General features: G+C 61.7%; 27 protein-coding genes. 24 read left to right on the top strand and 3 right to left on the bottom strand.

What is annotated here, in order from left to right:
* Positions 1-529: 529 nt before the first annotated feature.
* Positions 530-1,108, bottom strand: a complete 579-nt coding sequence (locus BFP93_RS09870) for a Maf family protein (protein WP_065892940.1) — start codon at positions 1,106-1,108, stop codon at positions 530-532.
* A 105-nt stretch (positions 1,109-1,213) separates the two neighbouring features.
* Here BFP93_RS09870 and BFP93_RS09865 point away from each other — a divergent pair, with 105 nt between their 5' ends.
* From BFP93_RS09865 to BFP93_RS09770, 20 genes are all read left to right on the top strand, one after another.
* Positions 1,214-1,744, top strand: a complete 531-nt coding sequence (locus tag BFP93_RS09865; RefSeq protein WP_057721115.1) for a YceD family protein — start codon at positions 1,214-1,216, stop codon at positions 1,742-1,744.
* A gap of 13 nt (positions 1,745-1,757) precedes the next feature.
* Positions 1,758-1,940, top strand: coding sequence for a 50S ribosomal protein L32 (gene rpmF, locus BFP93_RS09860; RefSeq protein ID WP_003179396.1), 183 nt, complete (start codon positions 1,758-1,760; stop codon positions 1,938-1,940).
* Positions 1,941-1,944: 4 nt separating this feature from the next.
* Entirely contained in the window at positions 1,945-2,955 is a 1,011-nt protein-coding gene (plsX, locus tag BFP93_RS09855) for a phosphate acyltransferase PlsX (protein WP_083205639.1), read from the top strand.
* Between the two features lie 126 nt (positions 2,956-3,081).
* Positions 3,082-4,020, top strand: coding sequence for an ACP S-malonyltransferase (gene fabD, locus BFP93_RS09850; protein WP_065892938.1), 939 nt, complete (start codon positions 3,082-3,084; stop codon positions 4,018-4,020).
* A 24-nt stretch (positions 4,021-4,044) separates the two neighbouring features.
* Positions 4,045-4,788 (top strand): 3-oxoacyl-ACP reductase FabG, encoded by a 744-nt coding sequence (gene fabG, locus BFP93_RS09845; RefSeq protein ID WP_057721118.1) that lies wholly within the window; start codon positions 4,045-4,047, stop codon positions 4,786-4,788.
* A gap of 191 nt (positions 4,789-4,979) precedes the next feature.
* On the top strand, positions 4,980-5,216 hold the full coding sequence (acpP, locus tag BFP93_RS09840) for an acyl carrier protein (RefSeq protein ID WP_003175607.1): 237 nt from the start codon (positions 4,980-4,982) through the stop codon (positions 5,214-5,216).
* A 128-nt stretch (positions 5,217-5,344) separates the two neighbouring features.
* Positions 5,345-6,589, top strand: coding sequence for a beta-ketoacyl-ACP synthase II (fabF, locus tag BFP93_RS09835; RefSeq protein ID WP_057721119.1), 1,245 nt, complete (start codon positions 5,345-5,347; stop codon positions 6,587-6,589).
* Positions 6,589-7,404, top strand: coding sequence for an aminodeoxychorismate lyase (gene pabC, locus BFP93_RS09830; protein ID WP_065892937.1), 816 nt, complete (start codon positions 6,589-6,591; stop codon positions 7,402-7,404). Before fabF ends, pabC begins: the two co-directional genes overlap by 1 nt.
* Positions 7,405-8,526 carry an endolytic transglycosylase MltG gene (gene mltG, locus BFP93_RS09825; RefSeq protein WP_065892936.1) on the top strand — a complete coding sequence of 374 codons (1,122 nt, stop codon included), beginning with the start codon at positions 7,405-7,407 and terminating at the stop codon, positions 8,524-8,526.
* Between the two features lie 19 nt (positions 8,527-8,545).
* Positions 8,546-9,178, top strand: a complete 633-nt coding sequence (gene tmk, locus BFP93_RS09820; protein WP_065892935.1) for a dTMP kinase — start codon at positions 8,546-8,548, stop codon at positions 9,176-9,178.
* Entirely contained in the window at positions 9,171-10,160 is a 990-nt protein-coding gene (locus BFP93_RS09815; protein ID WP_065892934.1) for a DNA polymerase III subunit delta', read from the top strand. Before tmk ends, BFP93_RS09815 begins: the two co-directional genes overlap by 8 nt.
* 56 nt (positions 10,161-10,216) lie before the next feature.
* The gene (locus BFP93_RS09810) at positions 10,217-11,020 is read left to right on the top strand and encodes a TatD family hydrolase (RefSeq protein ID WP_065892933.1); all 804 of its coding nucleotides are present in this window, start codon (positions 10,217-10,219) and stop codon (positions 11,018-11,020) included.
* Positions 11,021-11,577: 557 nt separating this feature from the next.
* On the top strand, positions 11,578-12,231 hold the full coding sequence (locus BFP93_RS09805; RefSeq protein ID WP_065883737.1) for a TetR/AcrR family transcriptional regulator: 654 nt from the start codon (positions 11,578-11,580) through the stop codon (positions 12,229-12,231).
* Between the two features lie 116 nt (positions 12,232-12,347).
* Positions 12,348-13,316: a GTP 3',8-cyclase MoaA gene (locus BFP93_RS09800; protein ID WP_065883735.1), complete on the top strand. Its 969-nt coding sequence runs from the start codon at positions 12,348-12,350 to the stop codon at positions 13,314-13,316.
* A gap of 218 nt (positions 13,317-13,534) precedes the next feature.
* Positions 13,535-14,140 (top strand): DUF4823 domain-containing protein, encoded by a 606-nt coding sequence (locus BFP93_RS09795; RefSeq protein WP_065883733.1) that lies wholly within the window; start codon positions 13,535-13,537, stop codon positions 14,138-14,140.
* Between the two features lie 16 nt (positions 14,141-14,156).
* Positions 14,157-14,717: a DUF1285 domain-containing protein gene (locus BFP93_RS09790; protein WP_065892932.1), complete on the top strand. Its 561-nt coding sequence runs from the start codon at positions 14,157-14,159 to the stop codon at positions 14,715-14,717.
* 70 nt (positions 14,718-14,787) lie between these two features.
* Complete coding sequence (locus tag BFP93_RS09785; protein WP_065892931.1) at positions 14,788-15,501, top strand: GntR family transcriptional regulator; 714 nt, start codon at positions 14,788-14,790, stop codon at positions 15,499-15,501.
* Entirely contained in the window at positions 15,498-16,511 is a 1,014-nt protein-coding gene (locus BFP93_RS09780; protein WP_065892930.1) for an ADP-ribosylglycohydrolase family protein, read from the top strand. Before BFP93_RS09785 ends, BFP93_RS09780 begins: the two co-directional genes overlap by 4 nt.
* Positions 16,512-16,569: 58 nt before the next feature.
* Positions 16,570-18,036 carry a purine-cytosine permease family protein gene (locus BFP93_RS09775; RefSeq protein WP_065892929.1) on the top strand — a complete coding sequence of 489 codons (1,467 nt, stop codon included), beginning with the start codon at positions 16,570-16,572 and terminating at the stop codon, positions 18,034-18,036.
* Positions 18,029-18,946: a PfkB family carbohydrate kinase gene (locus tag BFP93_RS09770; RefSeq protein WP_065892928.1), complete on the top strand. Its 918-nt coding sequence runs from the start codon at positions 18,029-18,031 to the stop codon at positions 18,944-18,946. Before BFP93_RS09775 ends, BFP93_RS09770 begins: the two co-directional genes overlap by 8 nt.
* Positions 18,947-19,130: 184 nt before the next feature.
* Here BFP93_RS09770 and BFP93_RS09765 read toward each other — a convergent pair whose 3' ends face one another.
* Positions 19,131-19,397, bottom strand: a complete 267-nt coding sequence (locus tag BFP93_RS09765) for a hypothetical protein (RefSeq protein ID WP_065883719.1) — start codon at positions 19,395-19,397, stop codon at positions 19,131-19,133.
* 51 nt (positions 19,398-19,448) lie between these two features.
* Complete coding sequence (locus BFP93_RS09760) at positions 19,449-19,787, bottom strand: hypothetical protein (RefSeq protein ID WP_065883717.1); 339 nt, start codon at positions 19,785-19,787, stop codon at positions 19,449-19,451.
* A gap of 191 nt (positions 19,788-19,978) precedes the next feature.
* On the opposite strand from BFP93_RS09760, the gene BFP93_RS09755 reads away from it, so the two are divergent.
* The 4 genes from BFP93_RS09755 to araG all read left to right on the top strand — a co-directional run.
* On the top strand, positions 19,979-20,458 hold the full coding sequence (locus BFP93_RS09755) for a GNAT family N-acetyltransferase (RefSeq protein WP_065892927.1): 480 nt from the start codon (positions 19,979-19,981) through the stop codon (positions 20,456-20,458).
* Between the two features lie 149 nt (positions 20,459-20,607).
* Positions 20,608-21,429 (top strand): SDR family oxidoreductase, encoded by an 822-nt coding sequence (locus BFP93_RS09750; protein WP_065892926.1) that lies wholly within the window; start codon positions 20,608-20,610, stop codon positions 21,427-21,429.
* 32 nt (positions 21,430-21,461) lie between these two features.
* Entirely contained in the window at positions 21,462-22,442 is a 981-nt protein-coding gene (locus BFP93_RS09745; RefSeq protein WP_104504402.1) for a substrate-binding domain-containing protein, read from the top strand.
* A partial coding sequence (gene araG / locus BFP93_RS09740) for an L-arabinose ABC transporter ATP-binding protein AraG (protein WP_065892039.1) occupies positions 22,439-23,721 on the top strand: 1,283 nt, incomplete at its 3' end. The genes BFP93_RS09745 and araG, both read left to right, overlap by 4 nt.

Raw genomic sequence — 23,721 nt, 5'->3', positions numbered from 1 at the left:
ATAGATAAGTTGGCTGATCCACCGCTATCGGGGGCAAGCCCCCTCCCACATTGGGTCGATGTGTATTTAAGGGATTTGTACGCCTTCGGTCAGCAGCGGTGGATTTCACGGTTGAGGAATCGCCGTTTGATCGTATCTAGGCTTCCAGGGCCCGAGCCTGCGCTGATATCTCAAGCCAGCAGTCGATCAAAATGTGGGAGGGGGCTTGCCCCCCGATGACGGTGTGTCAGCAATAGATAAGCTGGCTGATCCACCGCTATCGGGGGCAAGCCCCCTCCCACATTGGGTCGATGTGTACTTAAGGGATTTGTACGCCTTCGGCCAGTAGTGGTGGATTTCACGGTTGAGGAATCGCCGTTTGATCGTATCTAGGCTTCCAGGGCGCGAGCTTGCGCTGATATCTCAAGCCAGCAGTAGACCAAAATGTGGGAGGGGGCTTGCCCCCGATGACGGTGTGTCAGCAATAGATAAGCTGGCTGATCCACCGCTATCGGGGGCAAGCCCCCTCCCACATTGGGTTGATGTGTATTTAAGGGATTTGTACGCCTTCGGTCAGCAGCATGTCCACGAGTCGAATCAGTGGCAGGCCAACAAGGCTGGTGGCATCCGGGCCGTCAGTGCTCTGGAACAGGCTCACACCCAGCCCTTCGGCCTTGAAGCTGCCCGCGCAGTCATAGGGTTGCTCGATCCGCAGGTAGCGCTCGATGCGCTCCGCGTCCAGTTCACGCATCTGCACGGTAAACGGTACGCAGTCGACCTGGCAGTGCCCCGTCTCGCTGTTGAGCAGTGCCAGGCCTGTAAGAAAGCTCACACGCTTGCCGCTGGCCGCCAACAATTGCTCGCGGGCATTTTCAAAGGTGTGGGGCTTGCCGATGATCCGGCCTTCCAGTGCCGCTACCTGATCAGAGCCAATGATCAAATGCCCGGGATGGCTGGCGGCGAGGGCGCGCGCTTTCTGTTCGGCCAGGCGCTTGACCAGCTCGAGGGCTGACTCACCCGGGCGATGGCTTTCATCGATATCCGGCGAGCTGCAGGTGAACGGCAAGTGCAGGCGGCTCAGCAATTCCCGGCGGTAAACCGAGCTGGACGCGAGTAATAAAGGCAGCATATACGTCTCCTCAAGACAGCCGCAGATTCTAGCGGCGTGACCGGCTGACGCACAGGGCTGAATTTCCTTTGACATGGCCGGGTGCATCCCTATAATGCTGCGCCTATGTTGAATGACCCGATTCCACCTCACGTTGACCCGCGCAAATTGGCTGATCGTGGCACTTCCCTTCAAGGTGAATTGCCGCTGGCCGATTTGGAGAGACTCTGCGACTCGCTTTCCGACACTGTCGGTGCGGTCCAGGCCAAATTCGTTTTTGAACGAGATGAACGTAAATCTGTGGTAATTCACAGCCTTATCGACACCGAAGTCAAAATGGTTTGCCAGCGTTGTCTTGAGCTGGTCACCCTGCCGATCCACAGCGAATGCAGTTATGCCGTGGTGAAGGAGGGTGCGAATACCCAGTCGTTGCCGAAAGGTTATGACGTGCTGGAACTGGGCGAAGATCCTTTGGATCTGCATGCACTGATCGAGGAGGAGCTTTTGCTCGCCTTGCCCATTGTGCCTGCTCATCATCCGGAAGAATGCCAGCAGCCGGCGGGCCTCGATGACGAGCCCGAACCGAGCGAGGACGAGGTAACGCGGTCCAACCCGTTCAGTGTATTGGCGCAGTTAAAGCGTGACCCAAACGTTTAGGAGTTAATCAATTATGGCTGTTCAGCAGAACAAAAAATCCCGCTCCGCCCGTGACATGCGCCGTTCGCACGACGCTCTCGAGGCTAGCACCCTGTCCGTGGAAAAGACCACCGGTGAAGTTCACCTGCGTCACCACGTATCGCCAGAAGGCGTATACCGTGGCCGTAAAGTGATCGACAAGGGCGCTGACGAGTAATCACTTGTCTGCTCAAGTCATCGCGATTGACGCAATGGGCGGGGACTTCGGTCCCCGCAGCATTGTTCAGGCCTGCATTGCCAGCCTGTCTGCTACGCCCTCGCTGCACCTGACCCTTGTCGGTCAACCTACCCTTATTGAAGAACTGATTGCCGGCCATCCGGCGGTGGATCGCGCGCGCCTGACGGTTACGCCGGCCAGCGAAACCATCACCATGGACGAAAAACCGGCAGCGGCCCTGCGCGGCAAGCCCGACTCGTCCATGCGCGTGGCCCTGGAGCTGCTGCGCGACGGCAAGGTGCACGCCTGTGTCAGCGCCGGCAATACTGGCGCGCTGATGGCCCTGTCGCGGCATGTGCTCAAGACCCTGCCGGGCATTGATCGGCCGGCGATGGTGGCGGCGATCCCGACGCAGAAAGGTTATTGCCAGTTGCTGGACCTGGGGGCGAATGTCGATTGCAGTGCCGAGCATCTGTTGCAGTTCGCCGTGATGGGGTCGGTGGCCGCCGAAGCGCTGGGCGTGGTCCGGCCAAGGGTGGCCCTGCTCAATATCGGCACCGAGGACATCAAGGGCAACCAGCAGGTCAAGTTGGCCGCCACCTTGCTGCAGGGCGCGCGGGGTTTGAACTACGTAGGTTTTGTCGAAGGTGACGGTTTGTACCGTGGCGAAGCCGACGTGGTGGTGTGTGACGGCTTTGTCGGCAACATTCTGCTCAAGTCCAGTGAGGGCTTGGCAACCATGATTGCCACGCGTATCGAAGCCTTGTTCAAGCAGAACCTGGCAGCGCGCATGGTCGGCGCCCTGGCGCTGCCGTTGATGCGTCGTCTGCAGGCCGACCTGGCGCCGGCGCGGCATAATGGCGCGAGTTTCCTGGGGTTGCAGGGCGTTGTGGTGAAAAGCCATGGCTCGGCAGGTGTCGAGGGCTTTCAGAGCGCGATTGCCCGGGCCGTGATCGAGATTCAGGACAACCTGCCGCAACGCTTGCGCGGGCGTCTGGAGGGCTTGTTGCCTTAGGCGAATCGGCCCGGGAGTGCTTAAATGTGACCGGCCAGTTCAATTGACCATCCAATCTGTCAGTTTCGCGCGCTCCCACCGTCGGCGTGCGCATTTTTGACGACCAGATCATTAGGGGCTTGTTACATGTCTACATCCCTCGCATTCGTCTTTCCAGGGCAAGGTTCGCAGTCCCTCGGCATGTTGGCCGAGCTGGGCGCGCAATACCCGCTGGTCCTGGACACTTTCAAGGAAGCTTCCGACGCCCTGGGTTATGACCTGTGGGCGCTGACCCAGCAGGGGCCGGAAGAGCAACTCAATCAAACCGACAAGACCCAGCCGGCCATTCTGACCGCTTCGATCGCCCTGTGGCGCGTGTGGCTGGCCGAAGGTGGCGCACGCCCTGCATTCGTCGCCGGTCACAGCCTGGGCGAATACAGCGCCCTGGTCGCGGCGGGCAGCCTGACCCTCGGTGAAGCGGTCAAGCTGGTCGAGCGTCGTGGCCAGTTGATGCAGGAGGCCGTTCCGGCCGGGCAGGGCGGCATGGCCGCGATCCTGGGCCTGGACGATGCCGTGGTGATCGAAGCCTGCGCCGAAGCGGCGCAGGGCGAAGTGGTCAGCGCGGTGAATTTCAACTCCCCTGGCCAAGTGGTCATCGCGGGTGCCAAGGCAGCGGTCGAGCGCGCCATCGAAGGCTGCAAGGCCCGTGGTGCCAAGCGTGCGCTGCCGTTGCCGGTCAGCGTGCCGTCACACTGCGAGCTGATGCGCCCGGCGGCCGAGCGTTTTGCCGAGTCCATCGCCGCCATCAACTGGCAGGCGCCGCAGATCCCGCTGGTGCAGAACGTCAGCGCGGCGATCGCCCCGGACCTGGAGACCCTCAAGCGCGACCTGCTGGAGCAACTCTACAAGCCGGTTCGCTGGGTTGAATCGGTGCAGACCCTGGCCGCCAAGGGCGCCACCGAACTGGTCGAGTGCGGCCCGGGCAAAGTCCTGGCCGGCCTGAACAAGCGCTGCGCCGACGGCGTATCGACTGCCAATCTCAATACCCCGGATGCCTTCGCTGCCGCTCGTGCGGCGCTGGCCTGATCCCCGAACTTAGGAGAAGCCTGCATGAGTCTGCAAGGTAAAGTTGCACTGGTTACCGGCGCAAGCCGTGGCATCGGCCAGGCCATCGCCCTGGAACTGGGTCGTCAGGGCGCCGTCGTGATCGGCACCGCCACATCCGCCTCGGGTGCCGAGCGTATCGCCGCAACCCTGAAGGAAAACGGCGTGCAGGGCACCGGCCTCGAGCTGAATGTGACCAGTGACGAATCCGTGGCGGCCGTGCTGGCCGCGATCACCGCGCAGTTCGGTGCGCCGGCGATTCTGGTGAACAATGCCGGTATCACCCGCGATAACCTGATGATGCGCATGAAAGACGACGAATGGTACGACGTGGTCGATACCAACCTGAACAGTCTGTTCCGCCTGTCCAAGGGTGTTTTGCGCGGCATGACCAAGGCGCGCTGGGGCCGAATTATCAATATTGGCTCCGTAGTGGGTGCCATGGGCAACGCCGGCCAAGTAAACTACGCTGCGGCCAAGGCCGGTCTGGAAGGTTTCAGCCGTGCACTGGCGCGTGAAGTCGGCTCGCGGTCGATTACGGTAAACTCGGTGGCCCCAGGGTTCATCGACACCGATATGACCCGCGAACTGCCCGAAGCACAGCGTGAAGCCTTGCTGACGCAGATTCCGCTGGGCCGTCTGGGCCAGGCCCAAGAGATCGCGAATGTGGTCACTTTCCTGGCATCCGACGGTGCGGCATACGTGACCGGGGCTACAATTCCGGTGAACGGCGGGATGTACATGAGTTAAATTGTGACGGATCGCTTCAAAAATATGTCATACGAGCTGTCTAAAATCCGTTATAAAGCTGCAACTTAATTTATAGGCAGGTGGTCGAGCGGGTACAGGGTGAAGCTTTCGGTTGAAAAACCGAAATGGCTTTCTATACACTTACCCACTGGCCAGCTGCCTGAATTTGTCCATTAGGAGTTAAACAAGGTATGAGCACCATCGAAGAGCGCGTCAAGAAAATCGTCGCCGAGCAACTGGGCGTTAAGGAAGAAGAAGTGGTCAACACTGCTTCCTTCGTAGAAGACCTGGGTGCCGATTCCCTTGACACCGTTGAGCTGGTGATGGCTCTGGAAGAGGAATTCGAGACCGAAATCCCGGACGAAGAAGCTGAAAAAATCACTACTGTTCAAGCTGCCATCGACTACGTTACTAGCCACCAGGCGTAATAGTTTGTAGTCGTCGCCTGCTGTCAGGGAAAAACCGCACTGCTGTAACGGCGTGCGGTTTTTTCTTTCAGCGGTGACGAAAAGTACGCTGCGAAGCAAAGTGTCGTCATTAGAAAAAGGAGAGTGCTGTGTCGCGTAGACGCGTCGTAGTCACCGGTATGGGTATGTTGTCGCCACTGGGCACGGATGTGCCAAGCAGTTGGCAGGGCATTCTGGCTGGCCACAGTGGTATCGGTCTGATCGAACACACGGACCTTTCTGCCTATTCCACCCGTTTTGGCGGCTCGGTAAAGGGTTTCAATGTCGAGCAATACCTTTCGCTCAAGGAATCGCGCAAGCTCGACCTGTTCATTCAATACGGCCTGGCAGCCGGTTTTCAGGCAGTGCGTAACGCCGGCCTGGAAGTCACCGACGCCAACCGTGAGCGCATCGGCGTGGCCATGGGTTCGGGGATTGGGGGGCTGACCAATATCGAAGAAACCAGCCGCACGCTGCACGATTCCGGTCCCCGTCGAATTTCACCGTTCTTCGTGCCGGGCTCGATCATCAATATGATTTCCGGTTTCCTGTCCATCCATTTGGGGGCACAGGGGCCTAACTACGCCATCGCAACGGCGTGCACCACGGGCACTCACTGCATCGGCATGGCGGCACGTAACATCGCTTACGATGAAGCTGACGTGATGATTGCCGGTGGCGCCGAGATGGCTGCCTGCGGCCTGGGCATGGGCGGCTTCGGCGCGTCCCGTGCGCTGTCGACCCGCAACGATGAGCCGACCCGTGCCAGCCGTCCGTGGGACAAGGGCCGTGACGGTTTCGTGCTGTCCGACGGTGCCGGTGCCCTGGTACTGGAAGAGTTGGAGCATGCCAAGGCGCGCGGTGCCACCATCTATGCCGAGCTGATCGGGTTTGGCATGAGCGGTGACGCCTACCACATGACCTCGCCACCGTCCGACGGTGCCGGTGCTGCGCGCTGCATCACCAATGCGCTGCGCGATGCGAAGGTCAATGCCGACCAGGTGCAGTACATCAATGCCCATGGCACGTCGACGCCGACCGGCGACCTGGCGGAAGCCGAAGCCATCAAGTCGGTGTTCGGCGAGCACGCCTACAAGCTGGCGGTCAGCTCCACCAAATCCATGACCGGCCACCTGTTGGGCGCGGCGGGTGCGGTCGAGGCGATCTTCAGTGTGATGGCCATCAAGGATCAGGTCGCTCCACCGACCATCAACCTCGATGAGCCGGACGAAGGCTGCGACCTCAACTTTGTGCCTCACGAAGCGCAACCGATGCCGATCGACGTGGTGATCTCCAACTCGTTCGGGTTTGGTGGCACCAACGGCTCGCTGGTGTTCCGCCGGTTCGCCGAGTGATGCACAGCTGGGTCGACGGTCAGCCAGCGGACAGCGTGCCCCTGAAAGATCGCGGCCTGGCGTATGGCGATGGTGTATTTGAAACCATCGCGGTCAAGGCCGGGCAGCCGGTGCTGCTCGACCGTCACCTGCAGCGCCTCGATGAGGGCTGCAGGCGCCTCGCGTTGGGGGTGGATCATGCACGGGTGCGCAGCGAAGTGCTGGCCTATGCCGCAGCCCTGGGCGATGGCGTGCTCAAGTTGATCCTGACCCGTGGCGACAGCCAGCGCGGTTACGGCATCGATCCCGATGCTGCGGTACGCCGTATCTTGCAGGGCGGTCCGCCCGCCATCTATCCCGAAGCCCATGGCACCGACGGCATCCGTCTGTTTGCGTGCGCCACCCGCTTGGCCGAACAACCGCTGCTGGCCGGGCTCAAACACCTGAACCGCCTTGAGCAGGTCATCGCCCGCGCCGAATGGCGGGATGCCGAGCATGCCGAAGGCTTGATGCTGGATAGGTCCGGGCGGGTTATCGAAGGCGTGTTCAGCAACCTGTTTGTGGTGCGCAACGGCGTGTTACGTACCGCTGATCTGACGCGTTGCGGCGTTGCCGGGGTGATGCGCGCCGAGATCCTCGACCAGGCGCAAGCCCTGGGCGTCCCGGTGGCCGTGGCCGACATCAGTCTGGAGCAGTTGCAACAGGCCGACGAAGTCTTCGTGTGCAACAGCGTTTATGGCATCTGGCCGGTACGCGAGTGCGCTGGGATGAGCTGGTCGGTTGGGCCGCTCACCCGTAAACTGCAGGGCATTGTTCGCGCACTATTGGATATTTGAGTGATACGAAAACTGGTTGTACTGCTGCTGATCGGTCTGTTCTCGGCGGTTTTGCTGTTGGGCTTTTGCGCCTGGAAATACAACGCTGCCTTGAAGCAGCCGTTGCACCTGACCCAGGAGCAGTTGCTCGATGTACCGGCAGGGGCCACGCCCACCGGCACCTTCAATCGTCTGGAAGCCGATGGCGTGCTCGACGGTGCCTTCTGGCTGCGTCTTTACTGGCGCTTGAACCTCGACGGCCAGCCGCTGCACAGCGGCGAATACCGCATGACCCCGGGCCTCACCGCCGAAGGCCTGATCGGCCTTTGGCAGCGTGGGGAAGTGGTGCAATACAGCTTGACCCTGGTGGAGGGGTGGAACTTTCGCCAGGTGCGCTCGGCCCTGGCCAAGCACGAAAAGATCGTGCAGACCCTCACCGGCCTCAGTGACAGCGAAGTGATGGACAAGCTCGGCCATCCCGGCGTATTCCCTGAAGGGCGGTTCTTTCCCGACACCTACCGTTTCGTGCGCGGCATGACCGATGTCGAATTCCTGAAGAAAGCCTACAACCGTCTGGACGATGTGCTCGCCCAGGAGTGGAGCAGGCGCGCCGCTGATGCGCCTTACACCGAGCCTTATCAAGCGCTGATCATGGCCTCGCTGGTGGAGAAGGAGACCGGTGTGCCCGAAGAACGTGGGCAGATTGCCGGTGTGTTCGTGCGTCGCCTGAAGCTGGGCATGATGTTGCAGACCGACCCCACGGTGATCTATGGCCTGGGTGAGCGCTACAACGGCAAATTGACCCGCGCCCATCTCAAGGAGGCCAACCCTTACAACACCTACATGATCGCCGGCCTGCCGCCGACACCCATCGCCATGGTGGGCCGCGAGGCGATTCATGCCGCCCTGAACCCGGTGCCGGGCAGCAGCCTGTATTTCGTCGCCCGTGGCGATGGCAGCCATGTGTTCTCGGATGACCTGGATGCGCATAATGCCGCCGTACGCCAGTTTCAACTCAAGCGCCGCGCCGATTACCGATCCAGCCCGGCACCGCAGGTCAAGCCGCTGGAAGACACGGTGCCGCCCGTTGACGTACCGGTAGAGCCCGCGCCGGACACCAGCGCCCCGCAAAGCCCGCAATGACTCTGACTAAGGACTGCCTGTGACTGGCTTGTTTATGACCCTCGAAGGCCCGGAAGGCGCCGGCAAAAGCACCAACCGCGATTACCTGGCCGAGCGCCTGCGCGCCGAGGGCGTCGAAGTGGTATTGACCCGTGAGCCCGGCGGTACGCCGCTGGCCGAGCGCATCCGTGAAGTCTTGCTGGCGCCGGGTGACGAGCCGATGAATGCGGACACCGAGCTGCTGCTGGTGTTCGCCGCCCGTGCCCAGCATCTGGCCGAGGTGATCCGACCGGCCCTGGCCCGCGGCGCCGTGGTGATCTGCGACCGTTTTACCGACTCCACCTACGCCTACCAGGGCGGTGGTCGCGGCTTGTGCCTGCAGCGTATCGCTGCCCTGGAAGCCTTCGTTCAGGGGGACTTGCGCCCCGACCTGACCCTGCTGTTCGACCTGCCGGTGGAAGTGGGCATGGCCCGCGCCAGCGCGCGCGGTCGTCTGGATCGTTTCGAGCTGGAAGGCCAGGCATTTTTCGACGCCGTGCGCACCGCGTTCCTCGAGCGTGCCAGGGCGGAGCCTGCGCGTTACTACCTGCTTGACGCCGCCCAGCCGCTGGCTCAGGTGCAGCAAGCCCTCGATGCGCTGTTACCGACCCTGCTGGAGCGCGCTCGTGGCTGAAGCCTACCCGTGGCAGGACGGTCTCTGGCAGCAATTGGCCGGCCGTGCCCAGCACGCCCACGCCTATTTGCTGCACGGCCCGACCGGTATCGGCAAGCGTGCCCTGGCCGAGCGCTTGATGGCGAGCCTGTTGTGCCAGCGCCCCGTTGACCTGCAAGCCTGCGGCGAATGCAAATCCTGCCTGCTGCTGAAGGCCGGCAGCCACCCCGATAACTATGTGCTGGAACCTGAGGAAGCGGACAAGGCGATCAAGGTCGACCAGGTGCGCGACCTCGTCAGCTTCGTGGTGCAAACCGCGCAGATGGGCGGGCGCAAGGTGGTGCTGATCGAGCCGGTAGAGGCGATGAACATCAACGCCGCCAACGCGTTGCTCAAAAGTCTGGAAGAACCGTCCGGCGACACCGTGCTGTTGCTGGTGAGTCATCAGTCCAGCCGCTTGCTGCCGACCATCCGCAGCCGTTGCGTGCAGCAGGCATGCCCTTTGCCGAGCGAGGCCATGAGCCTGCAATGGCTGGCGCAGGCGCTGCCCGATTGCGCCGAGCAGGAACGGATCGAATTGCTGACCCTGGCCGCGGGCTCCCCGCTTGCGGCGGTGAAGCTGCACGCCCAGGGCGTGCGCGAGCAACGGGCACTGGTCGTAGACGGTGTGAAGAAGCTGATCAAGCAGGAACTGTCCGCCACGCAATTGGCCGAAAGCGCGTGGAAGGACATTCCCCTGCTGCTGCTGTTCGACTGGTTCTGCGATTGGTCCAGCCTGATCCTGCGCTACCAGTTGACCCAGGACGAAAACGGCCTGGGTTTGCCGGACATGCGCAAGGTGGTGCAATACCTTGCGCAGAAAAGTGCCCAGGACAAGGTGCTGAGCATTCAGGACTGGATTCTCGCCCAGCGTCAGAAAGTGCTCGGCAAGGCCAACCTCAACCGCGTGCTGTTGCTTGAAGCACTGCTGGTCCAATGGATCGGCTTGCTCGGCCGACGTTAATTTCCTTGGCCGACGGGTGTATCGTCGGCCAGACACTACTCAAGTTGTAATTGCCCATGCTCATAGACTCCCATTGCCATCTCGACCGTCTTGATCTCGCCCAGCACAACGGCTCCCTGGACGCCGCCCTCGACGCTGCGCGCCAGCGCGGGGTAGGGCACTTCCTGTGCATCGGCGTCAGTGCCGAAAATGCCGCCGACGTCAAAGCCCTGGCTGATCGCTACGCCGATGTGGATTGCTCGGTGGGTATCCACCCGCTGGACCTCAAGCCCGGCGAAGCACCGGCCCTGGACTGGCTGCTCGGCGAACTCGATCACCCGCGCGTCGTCGCCATTGGCGAGACCGGCCTGGATTACCACTACGAACCCGAAGCCGCCGACCTGCAGCAGGCCTCATTCCGCCTGCACCTGCAGGCGGCGCAACACACCGGTAAACCGGTGATCGTCCACACCCGTGGGGCTCGCGCCGATACCCTGACGCTCTTGCGCGAAGCCGCGCTGCCCCAGGCCGGTGTGCTGCATTGCTTTACCGAAGACTGGGCGATGGCCAAGGCGGCCCTGGACCTGGGGTTCTATATTTCCCTGTCGGGCATCGTTACCTTCCGCAATGCCGACGCGTTGCGTGATGTGGCGCGCCAGGTGCCTGCCGACCGGCTGCTGGTGGAAACCGATTCGCCGTACCTGGCGCCGATCCCCCATCGCGGCAAGCCGAACCTGCCGGAATATGTGCGTGACGTGGCGGATTATCTGGCGATGCTGCGCGGCGAGTCCTACGAGCGCTTCGCCGAGCAGACGACCGAGAACTTCAAGCGTCTGTTTCCATTGGCCCATGTGGCCGGCGCTGCTCCTTCTGCGACGTAGCGCGCTTGCCTTGCACTGTAGGAGCGAGCTTGCTCGCGAAAACGTCAACGATAACGCGTGCATCCTGGACAAACGCGGTGTCTATGAGTTCTTCGCGAGCAAGCTCGCTCCTGCAGGAGAAAATCGCAGGCAAAAAAAACCCGGGTTCTGGGGGGTGAATCCGGGTTAAGACCATTAGGAGTAAAACAAGGGTACGCAGTCCGTCGGTACCCAGGTCGACGCTTCACTTGGGGGAGATGTCGCGACGACACTTGAAGTATTGATCACTCTGGGATTCAGTCCAGTCTCGATGGGTCGATTTTTAAACGGATTTGGAATACGCGCGCTTCGCTTGAGTTCTCATTGAGCGGATGCGCAGGTGGGGATGACGCGTCTTGTTTCTGACTGATATCGGGTAAATCGTTGGCGGACTGAAAGTAAAGTGCACAGCGGGGTCACATAGGCGTTGCCCAACGACCGTTCAGTCGGGATAATCCCTCGCATCGGGTAAATCGTATCGCCACGTATCCGTGGCCTGCGCAACCCTTCCTATTCCGACCTTTGCAGACCTCTTCCTCATGCATAAAGAACCCCGTAAGGTCCGTGAGTTTCGCCGCCGTGAGCAGGAAATTCTCGACACCGCACTCAAATTGTTCCTCGAACAAGGCGAAGACAGCGTCACCGTCGAGATGATCGCGGATGCCGTGGGTATCGGCAAAGGCACGATCTACAAGCACTTCAAGTCCAAGGCCGAGATTTACCTGCGCCTGATGCTCGACTACGAGCGTGACTTGAACGAGCTGCTGCATTCAGCCGATGTCGACAAGGACAAAGAGGCCTTGTCCCGGGCCTATTTCGAGTTCCGCATGCGCGATCCGCAGCGCTACCGCCTGTTTGATCGCCTGGAAGAAAAGGTCGTCAAGGGCCACCAGGTACCGGAAATGGTCGAGGAACTGCACAAGATCCGCGCCTCGAACTTTGAACGCCTGACCTTGCTGATCAAGGGCCGTATCAGTGAAGGCAAGCTTGAAGACGTGCCTCCCTACTTTCACTACTGCGCCGCCTGGGCCCTGGTGCATGGCGCCGTGGCGCTGTACCACTCGCCGTTCTGGAGCAATGTGCTGGAAGACCAGGAAGGTTTCTTCCAGTTCCTGATGGATATTGGCGTGCGCATGGGCAACAAGCGCAAGCACAGTACCGAGCCGCCGGCCGTGGAGTCGCCCTCCACCTGATGATTTACTGCCACGCGCAGGACCCCGGGAATATACTCAGGCAAGGCCCCTTGCTAAAAGCTGATTTATCAGTCAGCTTTTAGCGCGCCCCGATTCATCCTCTGCCGGAGTGGTTCATGATCGTCGATCGTCAAGGCAGGCGATTTCGCAATTTGCGGATCAGCCTGACCTCAGCCTGCAATTATGCCTGTACCTATTGCGTGCCCAACGGCAAGCGGCTGGTGGCTGCCCAGGACGAACTCTCGGCCCAGGCCATGGCGCGGGGCGTGGCTTACCTGATCGAAGCGGCCGGCATCGATCGCCTGCGGATTACCGGGGGTGAGCCGTTGGTCAGTCCCAAGCTGGAAGCCTTCATGGGCGCCGTGGGGCAGATGGGGCTCAGCGATATCAGCCTGACCACCAACGGCCAGTTGCTGGCGCGCAAGCTGCCGCTGCTGGTGGACGCCGGTATCCGGCGCATCAACGTGTCCCTCGATACCCTGGATGCCGACGCCTTTCGCAGCATCGCTCGCGGTGGCGACCTGGCCACTGTGCTCGACGGCATGGACCAGGCCCGCGCGGCCGGGATCAAGATCAAGGTCAATATGGTGCCCTTGCGCGGCCAGAACCTGGACCAGGTGCTGCCGTTGCTCGATTACTGCCTGGAGCGGGGCTACGAGCTGCGCTTTATCGAATTGATGCGCATGGGCCACCTGGCCAAAGACTCCAACGCCTTCCTGCAGCAATTCGTCAGCCTGCAACAGTTGCTCAGCCTGATCGGCGAACAGCATGAATACCTGCAAGCCAATGCGCCCGTCGACGCCACGGCCGTGCGCTATGAAGTGCCGGGCAAGGGCTTCTTTGGCGTGATCGCCAATGAGAGCGTGCCGTTCTGCCGCACCTGTTCGCGGTTGCGGCTGTCGTCCACGGGGTGGTTGCATGGTTGCCTGTCGTCGAGCAATCGTCACTACGTCGGCGACCTGCTGGACAAACCGCGCCATCAGGCACTGCCGGCGCTGCAAGGGCTGCTGATGAAGGCCTTGGGCGACAAGCAGGAAGTGGCCTTCTCGGGCGGCGCGACGGTGATGAAGATCATTGGCGGCTAACTTGTGGATGCGGCCTGTAGGAGCGAGCTTGCTCGCGAAAAACGTCAACGATAACGCGTGCCTTCTGAATGAGCGCGGTGCCTGTGGGTTTTTCGCGAGCAAGCTTGCTCCTGCAGGGCATCAGGGCAAGCCCCCTCCCACATTTAAATCAAGCTGGCGCAGATTCTGCATCTCACGCCCATTCGCCGGTTTTCCGTCACCGGCTTCTGGAGGATAGGATGCGTAGTCTGGTTTTGTTGCTGGCGTCGTTGGCACTCAGTGGTTGCATGACCGTCAGCGATATGGCCGAAGGCACCCGCTATCAGATGAGCGACGCCGGCTTGCTCGACCACAGTGATACGCGCCGCACCGCTTCAATTCGTGTGCAGCCGGACTCCTTCATCTTTATCGCCCAGGGCGCTTTTGTGCCGCCCGGCAGCGCGTATCCGCGCCCCAACGTGGTGGCCGAGGAAGCGTTCAACGGCTTCGTCGAATATTTCCCCATGGTGCGTCGCGCCCGTCAGCCTGAAGGCCTCGAACAGGCCATGGCCGAAGCGCGCGGGGTGGGCGCTCATTACTTGCTCTATTGCCGTTTTGCGGCAGCCGACGACCGTATCGGCAACGCCGATGAGTGGACCGACCAGCAAGCCCTGGACCGCCTTGGCCTGGACAGCGGCGTGATCCAGATCATGTTGATCGAGACCAGCACCCAGTATTTGATTGATACTGCACGCATTCGCAGTCGTGGCGGTTTACTGACGTTCCACGACAACACGCCACAAGATCTGATTGCCCGGCCGCTGGCCCAGTACGCCCGAAGCTTGCTCGGCATGAGCAATCAGTAAGCCTGAGGAGACCCCCATGACCGATACCGCCAAGGCCAACGATCTGTTGGCGCAACTGCCCAAGGGTAAAGGGCCGGCGCCGGTGCATCTGTGGAACCCGGATTTCTGCGGCAATATCGACATGCGCATCGCCCGTGATGGCACCTGGTTCTATCAGGGCACGCCTATCGGGCGCAAACCCATGGTCAAGTTGTTCTCCAACATCATTCGCCGCGATGGCGATGATTATTTCCTGGTCACACCGGTGGAAAAGGTCGGCATCACTGTTGATGACGCGCCATTCGTTGCCGTCACCCTTGAGGTGCAAGGGCAGGGCGAGCGCCAGGTGCTGCGCTTTACCACCAACGTCGAAGAGCAGATCGAGGCCGGGCCCGAGCACCCGTTGCGGGTGGTGATCGATCCGCTTACCGAGGAACCGGCGCCTTATCTGCGGGTGCGCAGCAATCTTGAAGCCCTGGTGCACCGCAACGCGTTTTACCAATTGGTGGAGTTGGCGGTAAGCCGTCCGATCAACGGTCAGAACTGGCTCGGGGTATGGAGCAGCGGGGAGTTTTTCCCGATTGGCCTGGAGCCCTGACGTCGGTTTTTTCACTGCCCTGACATAATTCGCTTGCTGGAGACGGCGCCTTTCGGTTATCAATTTGTACATGATTAGACATGTTCGATTCGATAAGAAAAAACGCGTCGTCGACGAGCTCATCCGCCGTATCGAGGGAGGGGTGATGGCCGACGGTTTCCTGTTGCCGGGTGAACACCAATTGGCCGAGGAGTTTGCGGTCAGTCGTGGCACCCTGCGCGAGGCGCTGGCCGAGCTCAAGCGGCGCAATTACATTGCCACCCAAAGCGGTGTCGGCTCCATCGTCACCTTTGACGGCATGGGGCTCGACCAGCGCCACGGGTGGGCCCAGGCCCTGGCGGACACCGGCGCGCAGGTGAGCACCGAGGTGCTGCGCTTCGAAGCGGTGACACGCCCGGACTTGTCCAGCCGTTTGGGCAGCGAGCAGTTCATTGCCCTCGATCGCCTGCGCCGCACCGCCGACGGAACAGCGGTGTCGCTGGAACGCTCGCTGATGCCCGCCACCGGCGATCTGGAAAGCCTGCCCCGCATCGGCCTGATCGACCATTCCCTGACCATCACCCTGGCGGCCTACGGCTATGTGGGCGCCACGGGCGACCAATGGATCGGCGCCGAGGCCCTGGGCGATGAAGACGCTCAGTTACTCGGCCGTCCGGCCGGCACAGTATTCCTCAAGGCCTCGCGCACCACCTATGACCGTCGCGAGCGTTTCATGGAGCATGTCGAAAGCTTGCTCGATCCCGTGCATTTTCGTTTGCACCTGCAATTTGGGGCGTCCAAATGACTGCTGAAATCCGCGCGCTCGGCGCTTTTTATGGCCTGGCCCTGGGCGATGCGCTGGGCATGCCCACCCAATCCCTGAGTCGTGAGCAGGTCCGCCAGCGCTTCGGCGCCATCACCGCCCTGGAAGATGCCGGCCCCGATCAACCGATCGCGCCGAACATGCCCGCCGGTTCCATCACCGATGACACCGAACAGGCGATCCTGGTCGGTGAGTTGTTGGTCGAAGGCCGCGGCACGATCGAACCCGGCGTTCTCGCCCAACGCCTGATCGACTGGGAGGCGAGCATGCGCGCCAAGGGTTCCCAGGACCTGCTCGGGCCGTCCACCAAGCGTGCGATCGACATGATCCTCGCCGGGCACACGCCCGCAGAGTCCGGGCGCTACGGCACTACCAATGGCGCGGCCATGCGCATCACGCCGGTGGGCATCGCCGCCGATGTCAGTGACCCGGCGCAGTTTATCCGGGCGGTGATCCAGGCCTGCCAGGTCACCCACAACACCAGCCTGGGCATTGCCAGCGCGGCGGCGGTCGCGGCGGTGGTCTCGGCCGGTATCAATGGCGTCGACCTGGGCGAAGCGCTGAACATCGGCACCCAGGTGGCGCAACAGGCCGAACACCATGGCCACTGGGTTGCCGGCGGACGCATGTCGACCCGCATCAGTTGGGCACGCACCCTGAGCGTCGGCAGCGGCGACACTGCGCTGTTCACCGACTTGCTCTATGAATTGATTGGTACCTCCGTCGCCTCCCAGGAGTCGGTGGTGGTGTCGTTCGCCCTCGCGCAGCAAGTGGCGTCGGGCGACATGAACGCGTTCGAAGCGCTGTGCCTGGCCGCGAGCCTGGGCGGCGACACCGACACCATCGCCGCGATCCTCGGCGCCATGCTTGGCGCGTGTCTGGGGATGCAGTGCTGGCCCGGGCCGTTGATCGAGCAGGTCAAGCAGGTCAACAGCCTGGATGTGCAAGTGCTGGTTCAAGACCTGCTCGCCTTGCGCCAGGCATCACGTTGATCCGCCATTGAAGCGTTGCCACAACCATAACAATACAGGCACCAGGAGCCCCCACCCCATGAGCAGCACCTCTTCCGGCCAAAGCGTCGGGCAATTGGAAACACGCGGCATCGAGCCGGTCCCGGAAGGCGAGTGCAACGGGCATCCGCTGCAACTGTTCTGGGTCTGGTTCGCGGCCAATATCAGCATCCTCGGCTTGCCGCTGGGTGCCACCCTGGTTGCGTTTCGCGGCCTGGCCATCTGGCAGGCGATCATCGTCGCAATCCTGGGCGCTGCCGGTTCCTTCGCGGTGGTGGGCATCATTTCCATCGCCGGTCGCCGTGGCCGCGCGCCCAGCCTGACCTTGTCCCGCGCCATCTTCGGCGTACGCGGCAATATCGGGCCGACCCTCGTGTCGCTGATGTCGCGCCTGGGCTGGGAAACGGTCAACACCACCACGGCCGCGTTTGTGTTGCTGTCGCTGTGCTCGATCCTGTTCGGTTCCCCGGTGGAAGCGAAAAGCGCACCGTTGCTCACCCTGATCTTCATCGCCGTTTTCGTGCTGCTGACCCTGGCCGTTTCCGGCCTGGGCCATGCCACCTTGCTGGTGATCCAGAAATGGGCGACCTACGTGTTCGGCGCGCTGAATATTCTGGTGGGCGGCTTCCTCTGCGCCACCATCGACTGGAGCGCGGTATTCAACGCCACGCCGGCGCCGCTGAGCGCCATGATCATCGGCATCGGCACCATGGCGGCCGGTACCGGCATCGGCTGGGCCAACGCCGGTGCCGATATGTCGCGTTACCAGCACCGCAGCGTCAAGGCCGTGCGCCTGGTGGCCTCTGCCGCGTTCGGTGCGGGCATCCCGCTGGTGTTGCTGATCACCCTCGGTGGCTTGCTGTCGGTGGGTAACAACGACCTGGCCTCGGCCACGGACCCGATCATTGCGATCCGCGACATGCTGCCGACCTGGATGGCAGTGCCGTACCTGATCACCGCGTTCGGCGGGCTGCTGTTGTCGAACAACCTGTCGGTGTATTCAGCCGGCCTCACCACCCTGACCCTGGGCTTGAAGGTCAAGCGCGTGCACGCGGTGATCGTCGACATCGTGGCGATTTTTGCCGGCTCCATTTACTTCATGCTGATCGCCGACAGTTTCTACGGTCCGTTCATCACCTTCATCTCCTTGCTGGCGGTACCGATTACCGCCTGGGTGGGGATTTTCGTGGTCGACCTGATCCACCGTCACTACTACAGCCCCAAGGATTTGCTGGATGTCAGCCCGAGCAGCGCCTACTGGTATCGCGGCGGTGTGGAGTGGCGCGCATTTGGCGCCTGGGCGCTGGCCATCGTGCTGGGGTTCAGCTTTACCACCATCGGCACCACCGCCGACAACATCTGGTTTGCCGGGCCATTGTCCGATTCCTGGCTCGGCCATAACGGCCTCGGCTGGATCGTCACCTTCCTGGTGGCCGGCGGCGTCTATGCCGTACTCGGCGGCGCTGCCGATCGACGTCCCGCGTTAGTCGAGCGTCCCAATGTCTAGATTGCTGCACACCGGACAGGTCATCGTCGACCTGGTCATGGCCCTTGATACCTTGCCGCCGAGCGGGGGCGACGTGTTGGCCAGGTCCGCCAGTTTCGAAGCCGGCGGTGGCTTCAACGTCATGGCCGCCGCGCGGCGCAATGGTTTGCCGGTGGTTTACCTGGGACGTCACGGCAGCGGCCGCTTTGGTGACCTGGCCCGCGCTACGATGCAGGCAGAAGGCATTGAAATGGCACTGCCGGCCAGCAGCGGCCAGGACACCGGCCTATGCGTCTCCCTGACCGAAGCCACCACGGAGCGCACGTTCATCTCCCACCTCGGCGCCGAGGGGGAACTGAGTGCCGATGACCTGGCCCGGGTAGTGCCGCGCAGCGATGACTATGTGTATGTCAGCGGTTACAGCCTGCTGCTTGAGGGCAAGGCGCAGGCGCTGATCGACTGGTTGCTGGCGCTGCCGCGCGAGGTGCTGGTGATGTTCGATCCAGGCCCGCTGGTCAAGGCGCCGGACTCGGCCTTGATGCGAGCGCTATTGCCGCGTATCGATATCTGGACCAGCAATGGGCCTGAAGCACTGGCGTTTACCGGTGCACCGGACATCGCCGCTGCGCTGCCCGCGTTGAGTCGGCACTTGCCCGCCAACGCGCTGTTGGTGGTGCGCGATGGGCCGAATGGATGCTGGGTAGGGCAGGCGGGCGACATCAGGCATGTGCCGGGTTTCAAGGTGCAGGCGGTGGACAGCAATGGCGCGGGGGATGCGCATGCCGGGGTGTTTATCGCCGCACTGGCGAACGGCTTGAACCCCGTCGAGGCAGCGCGTCGAGCGAATGCAGCGGCGGCGTTGGCGGTGACACGCTGGGGGCCTGCGACGTCTCCAGGCACTGCTGAAGTCGACGCACTGCTCACCGAATAAAAAAGGGGCTTGCCCCTTGCCCTCTGTAGGAGCGAGCTTGCTCGCGAAAAACGTCAACGATAACGCGTGCTTCCTGAGTGAACGCGGTGCCTGTGAGTTTTTCGCGAGCAAGCTCGCTCCTACATAGAGATAGGGCAAGCCCCCTCCCACATTGGGTGGTCGCAGGGCCAGACCAGAGATGGCATCACTGCAAGCCTTGACCCTCAAGCTTGCGCGCCTCATCCACACCCGACGCGGTCAATTTGATCGGCAGGTTCAACGAATATTCACCGGCGTCGTCGGTGGTCACATGTCCATCCTTGATCAGCCCGCGGTCCTGCAGGAAGGCCAAGACACTGGCGACTTCTTTTCCGCCGCGATAGTTATCCAGCACCTCCTTGCCCAAACCTTGCGGATGAGCGTGCAGCAGGCGAGTGAGGACTTCTCGTTCAAGGTTTCTATCAACGTTCATGTGTACCTCTTCACTGGGAAATGATCGGGTGTCGAGCGGGTCAGGCAGGTATCAAGGTGCAGGTTGTTTCGGCGCGCCTGGCAGGTTCGAATCGTCGCCTTTATTGATCTTCGGTTCATTCACCGATGGGCCCATTTTGCCGTTGCCGACGGCAGCAGGTGCCTGGCGCTGGGTATCGTGGCCCTTGGTGTGCGGGTCGGCGGCGTTGGTGTTGTCGATGATCGCGCCGCCATTGGTGTCGAGACCGGTGCCCATGGACTTTTGCGATTCGGTGGTAGCGTCGGGCGTTGGATCGGTCGGGCCGGTTGCCGAGGTGGCGGCAAACGCGCTCAACGACGCAGCAGACAGCAGGCCGGTGAGGGCCAGGGCAGCAAATTTGGAATTTTTCATGAGGGTGTCTCCATATGATTAATGTCCTTACCCTTGATTGGTCAGCCGCACTTTGCGGTTTGTGCCTTGATGGCGACGAACGGTCTTATGTGGCCTGTAAGAATTTGTGTACCCGCCATAGGGAAATTGCGCTGCAATCAGTCATCAAAGCGTCTTAGTATGTGGGCTTTGAACTTGCCCAAGGCGCGCCCATGACCATCGAGATTCGCCCCGCCGTACCCAGCGATGCTGCGCAGATCCTGACGTTCATCACTGAACTGGCCGAGTATGAGAAAGCCCGGCACGAAGTGATCGCCAGCGTGGTGGATATCGAACGCAGTTTGTTCAGCGAGGGCTCCACCGCCCACGGCCTGATCTGTTCGCGCGACGGTCTGCCGATTGGCTTTGCGGTGTTCTTTTTCAGCTACTCCACCTGGCTTGGCAGTAACTGCCTGTACCTGGAAGACCTTTATATCAACCCGGAACAGCGCGGCGGCGGGGCGGGCAAGAAGTTGCTGCGCCACCTGGCCAGGATCGCCTGCGACAACGGCTGCGGGCGCTTCGAGTGGAGCGTGCTGGACTGGAACGAGCCGGCGATTGCGTTCTACAAGTCCATCGGCGCGCAGCCCCAGGAAGAGTGGGTGCGCTACCGCATGGAAGGCAATGCGCTGAGGGATTTTGCCCAGGGCTGACAGGCGCGTGGAACCGGCCAGAGACGGTCGGTTTTTTTATCGGTTTGTTCATATTATGGGATGTAAATTTATATATTGAGATATTTCAAGCTGTGGGTTTATAGTCGCCTGCATCAGCACTCACTGCCAAAAATAAAACAGGTGAAGCGATGCAGGCACAACCGTTGTCCCTACCCGCCGTGCCCGAGCCCACTTACGGCGAGCGACTCAAGCACAAGGTGGTGATCATCACCGGCGCTGCGCAAGGCATTGGCGAGGCCATCGTGGCGTGCTTCCAGGCGCAGCAGGCGCGGTTGGTGATCGCGGATATCCAGGCCGACAAGGTCGAGAAAGTCGCGGCCCATTGGCGCGAACGCGGCGCCGAGATTGTCGCGCAGGCCGTGGATATCACTTCCACAGAGCAATGGCAGGCACTGGTCAATGTGGCCATCGAGCGCTTCGGCCGCGTGGACGTGCTGGTCAACTGCGCCGGGGTCAACGTGTTTCGCGACCCGCTGCAGATGACCGACGAGGACTGGCGCCGCTGCTTCGCCATTGACCTTGACGGCGCCTGGTACGGTTGCCGCGCGGTGCTGCCGCACATGATCGAGCAGGGCATCGGCAACATCATCAACATTGCGTCCACCCACTCCAGCCACATCATTCCCGGCTGCTTTCCCTACCCTGTGGCCAAGCACGGCCTGCTCGGCCTCACCCGCGCCCTTGGCATCGAATACGCGCCCAAGGGCATCCGCGTGAATGCCATCGCCCCGGGCTATATCGAAACCCAGCTCAACGTCGACTACTGGAACACGTTCCCCGACCCCCACGCCGAGCGCCAGCGCGCGTTCGACCTGCACCCTCCCAAGCGCATCGGCCAGCCCATCGAGGTGGCGATGAGCGCGCTGTTTCTGGCGACCGACGAGGCGCCCTTTATCAATGCCACCTGCCTGATGATCGATGGCGGGCGGTCTGTGATGTACCACGACTAAACCGTTTTCCAATAACAACAATGAGGTGGTCCATGTTCAAGAAGACACTCGGTGCTGTGGCGCTTGCGTTGGCATTCAGTGGGTTCGCATCCGCTGAAGAAGTGAAGATCGGCTTCCTGGTCAAACAGGCCGAAGAACCCTGGTTCCAGACCGAATGGGCCTTTGCCGAAAAAGCCGGCAAGGAACACGGTTTCACCGTGATCAAGATCGCCGTGCCGGATGGCGAGAAAACCCTGTCGGCCATCGACAGCCTGGCCGCCAACGGCGCCAAGGGCTTTGTGATCTGCCCGCCGGATGTGTCCCTCGGCCCGGCGATTGTCGCCAAGGCCAAGGTCAACGGCCTCAAAGTGATGGCCGTGGACGACCGCTTCGTCGATGCCAAGGGCAACTTCATGGAAGACGTGCCGTACCTGGGCATGGCGGCGTTTGAAGTGGGCCAGAAGCAGGGCGCCGCCATGGCCGCCGAAGCGAAAAAACGCGGCTGGGACTGGAAGGACACCTACGCGGTGATCAACACCTTCAACGAACTCGACACCGGCAAGAAACGCACCGACGGCTCGATCAAATCTCTGGAAGAAGCCGGCATTCCCAAGGACCATATCCTCACCGCCGCGCTTAAAACCCTCGACGTGCCCGGCAGCATGGACGCCACCAACTCGGCCCTGGTCAAGCTGCCCAGCGGCGCGAAAAACCTGATCATCGGCGGCATGAACGACAACACCGTGCTCGGTGGCGTACGTGCCACTGAAAGCGCCGGCTTCAAGGCCGCCAACGTCATCGGTATCGGCATCAATGGCACCGACGCCATCGGCGAATTGAAGAAAGCCGACAGCGGCTTCTTCGGCTCGATGCTGCCAAGCCCGCATATCGAGGGCTACAACACCGCGCTGGCGATGTACGAGTGGGTCACCACCGGTAAAGAGCCCGCCAAATACACCGCCATGGACGAAGTGACCCTGATCACCCGCGCCAACTTCCAGGAAGAACTGACCAAGATCGGGCTGTGGAAATGACCGCTGCGGCCCTGCGTTTTGACGGTATCGGCAAAACCTTTCCTGGGGTCAAGGCGCTCGATGGCATCAGCTTCACCGCGCACCCGGGGCAAGTGCACGCCCTGATGGGCGAGAACGGTGCGGGTAAATCGACGCTGCTGAAGATCCTCGGCGGCGCCTATATTCCCAGCAGCGGCACGGTGCAGATCGGCGAGCAAACCATGGTCTTCAAGAACGCCGCCGACAGCATTGCCAGCGGCGTGGCGGTGATCCATCAGGAGCTGCACCTGGTGCCGGAAATGACCGTGGCCGAAAACCTGTTCCTCGGGCATTTGCCGTCGCGTTTTGGCGTGGTCAACCGCGGCGTGCTGCGCCAGCAGGCGCTGGCGTGCCTCAAGGGCCTGGCCGATGAAATCGATCCCCAGGAAAAGCTCGGGCGCCTGTCCCTGGGCCAGCGCCAACTGGTGGAAATCGCCAAAGCGTTGTCCCGTGGCGCCCATGTGATTGCCTTCGATGAGCCGACCAGCAGCCTGTCCGCCCGTGAGATTGATCGCTTGATGGCGATCATCACGCGCCTGCGCGATGAGGGCAAAGTGGTGCTCTATGTCTCGCACCGCATGGAAGAAGTGTTCCGTATCTGCAATGCGGTGACGGTATTCAAGGACGGGCGCTTCGTGCGCACCTTCGAGGACATGAGCGCGCTGAGCCACGATCAGTTGGTGACCTGCATGGTCGGCCGCGATATCCAGGACATCTACGACTATCGCCCGCGCGAGCACGGCGAAGTGGCGCTCAAGGTCGACGGCCTGCTCGGTCCCGGCCTGCGCGCGCCGATCAGTTTCAACGTGCGCAAAGGCGAAATCCTAGGCCTGTTCGGCTTGGTGGGGGCAGGGCGCACGGAACTGTTCCGCCTGCTCAGCGGCCTGGAACGCGCCAGTGCCGGCCATCTGGAGCTGTGCGGTGAGCCGCTGCAATTGCGCTCACCGCGCGATGCCATCGCGGCCGGCGTACTGCTGTGCCCGGAAGACCGCAAGAAGGAGGGCATCATTCCGCTGTCCAGCGTCGCCGAAAACATCAACATCAGTGCCCGTGGCGCGCATTCGGCGTTCGGCTGGCTGCTGCGCGATGGCTGGGAAAAGGGCAACGCCGACGGGCAAATCAAGGCCATGAAGGTCAAGACGCCGAGCGCCGAACAGAAAATCATGTACCTGTCCGGCGGCAACCAACAGAAGGCCATTCTCGGCCGCTGGCTGTCGATGCCGATGAAGGTGCTGCTGCTGGACGAGCCCACGCGCGGTAT

The sequence above is a fragment of the Pseudomonas sp. 44 R 15 genome, assembly GCF_900004965.1.
Taxonomy (GTDB): Bacteria; Pseudomonadota; Gammaproteobacteria; order Pseudomonadales; family Pseudomonadaceae; genus Aquipseudomonas; species Aquipseudomonas orientalis_A.
This window is presented reverse-complemented; position numbering and strand designations above follow the sequence as displayed.

What these genes read in the sequence shown, in the direction of transcription:
- BFP93_RS09870 (WP_065892940.1), bottom strand. Translation starts at nt 1,108, where the DNA reads ATGCTGCCTTTATTACTCGCGTCCAGCTCGGTTTACCGCCGGGAATTG.
- BFP93_RS09865 (WP_057721115.1), top strand. Translation starts at nt 1,214, where the DNA reads ATGTTGAATGACCCGATTCCACCTCACGTTGACCCGCGCAAATTGGCT.
- rpmF (WP_003179396.1), top strand. Translation starts at nt 1,758, where the DNA reads ATGGCTGTTCAGCAGAACAAAAAATCCCGCTCCGCCCGTGACATGCGC.
- fabD (WP_065892938.1), top strand. Translation starts at nt 3,082, where the DNA reads ATGTCTACATCCCTCGCATTCGTCTTTCCAGGGCAAGGTTCGCAGTCC.
- fabG (WP_057721118.1), top strand. Translation starts at nt 4,045, where the DNA reads ATGAGTCTGCAAGGTAAAGTTGCACTGGTTACCGGCGCAAGCCGTGGC.
- acpP (WP_003175607.1), top strand. Translation starts at nt 4,980, where the DNA reads ATGAGCACCATCGAAGAGCGCGTCAAGAAAATCGTCGCCGAGCAACTG.
- pabC (WP_065892937.1), top strand. Translation starts at nt 6,589, where the DNA reads ATGCACAGCTGGGTCGACGGTCAGCCAGCGGACAGCGTGCCCCTGAAA.
- BFP93_RS09810 (WP_065892933.1), top strand. Translation starts at nt 10,217, where the DNA reads ATGCTCATAGACTCCCATTGCCATCTCGACCGTCTTGATCTCGCCCAG.
- BFP93_RS09805 (WP_065883737.1), top strand. Translation starts at nt 11,578, where the DNA reads ATGCATAAAGAACCCCGTAAGGTCCGTGAGTTTCGCCGCCGTGAGCAG.
- BFP93_RS09800 (WP_065883735.1), top strand. Translation starts at nt 12,348, where the DNA reads ATGATCGTCGATCGTCAAGGCAGGCGATTTCGCAATTTGCGGATCAGC.
- BFP93_RS09795 (WP_065883733.1), top strand. Translation starts at nt 13,535, where the DNA reads ATGCGTAGTCTGGTTTTGTTGCTGGCGTCGTTGGCACTCAGTGGTTGC.
- BFP93_RS09790 (WP_065892932.1), top strand. Translation starts at nt 14,157, where the DNA reads ATGACCGATACCGCCAAGGCCAACGATCTGTTGGCGCAACTGCCCAAG.
- BFP93_RS09785 (WP_065892931.1), top strand. Translation starts at nt 14,788, where the DNA reads ATGATTAGACATGTTCGATTCGATAAGAAAAAACGCGTCGTCGACGAG.
- BFP93_RS09780 (WP_065892930.1), top strand. Translation starts at nt 15,498, where the DNA reads ATGACTGCTGAAATCCGCGCGCTCGGCGCTTTTTATGGCCTGGCCCTG.
- BFP93_RS09775 (WP_065892929.1), top strand. Translation starts at nt 16,570, where the DNA reads ATGAGCAGCACCTCTTCCGGCCAAAGCGTCGGGCAATTGGAAACACGC.
- BFP93_RS09770 (WP_065892928.1), top strand. Translation starts at nt 18,029, where the DNA reads ATGTCTAGATTGCTGCACACCGGACAGGTCATCGTCGACCTGGTCATG.
- BFP93_RS09765 (WP_065883719.1), bottom strand. Translation starts at nt 19,397, where the DNA reads ATGAACGTTGATAGAAACCTTGAACGAGAAGTCCTCACTCGCCTGCTG.
- BFP93_RS09760 (WP_065883717.1), bottom strand. Translation starts at nt 19,787, where the DNA reads ATGAAAAATTCCAAATTTGCTGCCCTGGCCCTCACCGGCCTGCTGTCT.
- BFP93_RS09755 (WP_065892927.1), top strand. Translation starts at nt 19,979, where the DNA reads ATGACCATCGAGATTCGCCCCGCCGTACCCAGCGATGCTGCGCAGATC.
- BFP93_RS09750 (WP_065892926.1), top strand. Translation starts at nt 20,608, where the DNA reads ATGCAGGCACAACCGTTGTCCCTACCCGCCGTGCCCGAGCCCACTTAC.
- BFP93_RS09745 (WP_104504402.1), top strand. Translation starts at nt 21,462, where the DNA reads ATGTTCAAGAAGACACTCGGTGCTGTGGCGCTTGCGTTGGCATTCAGT.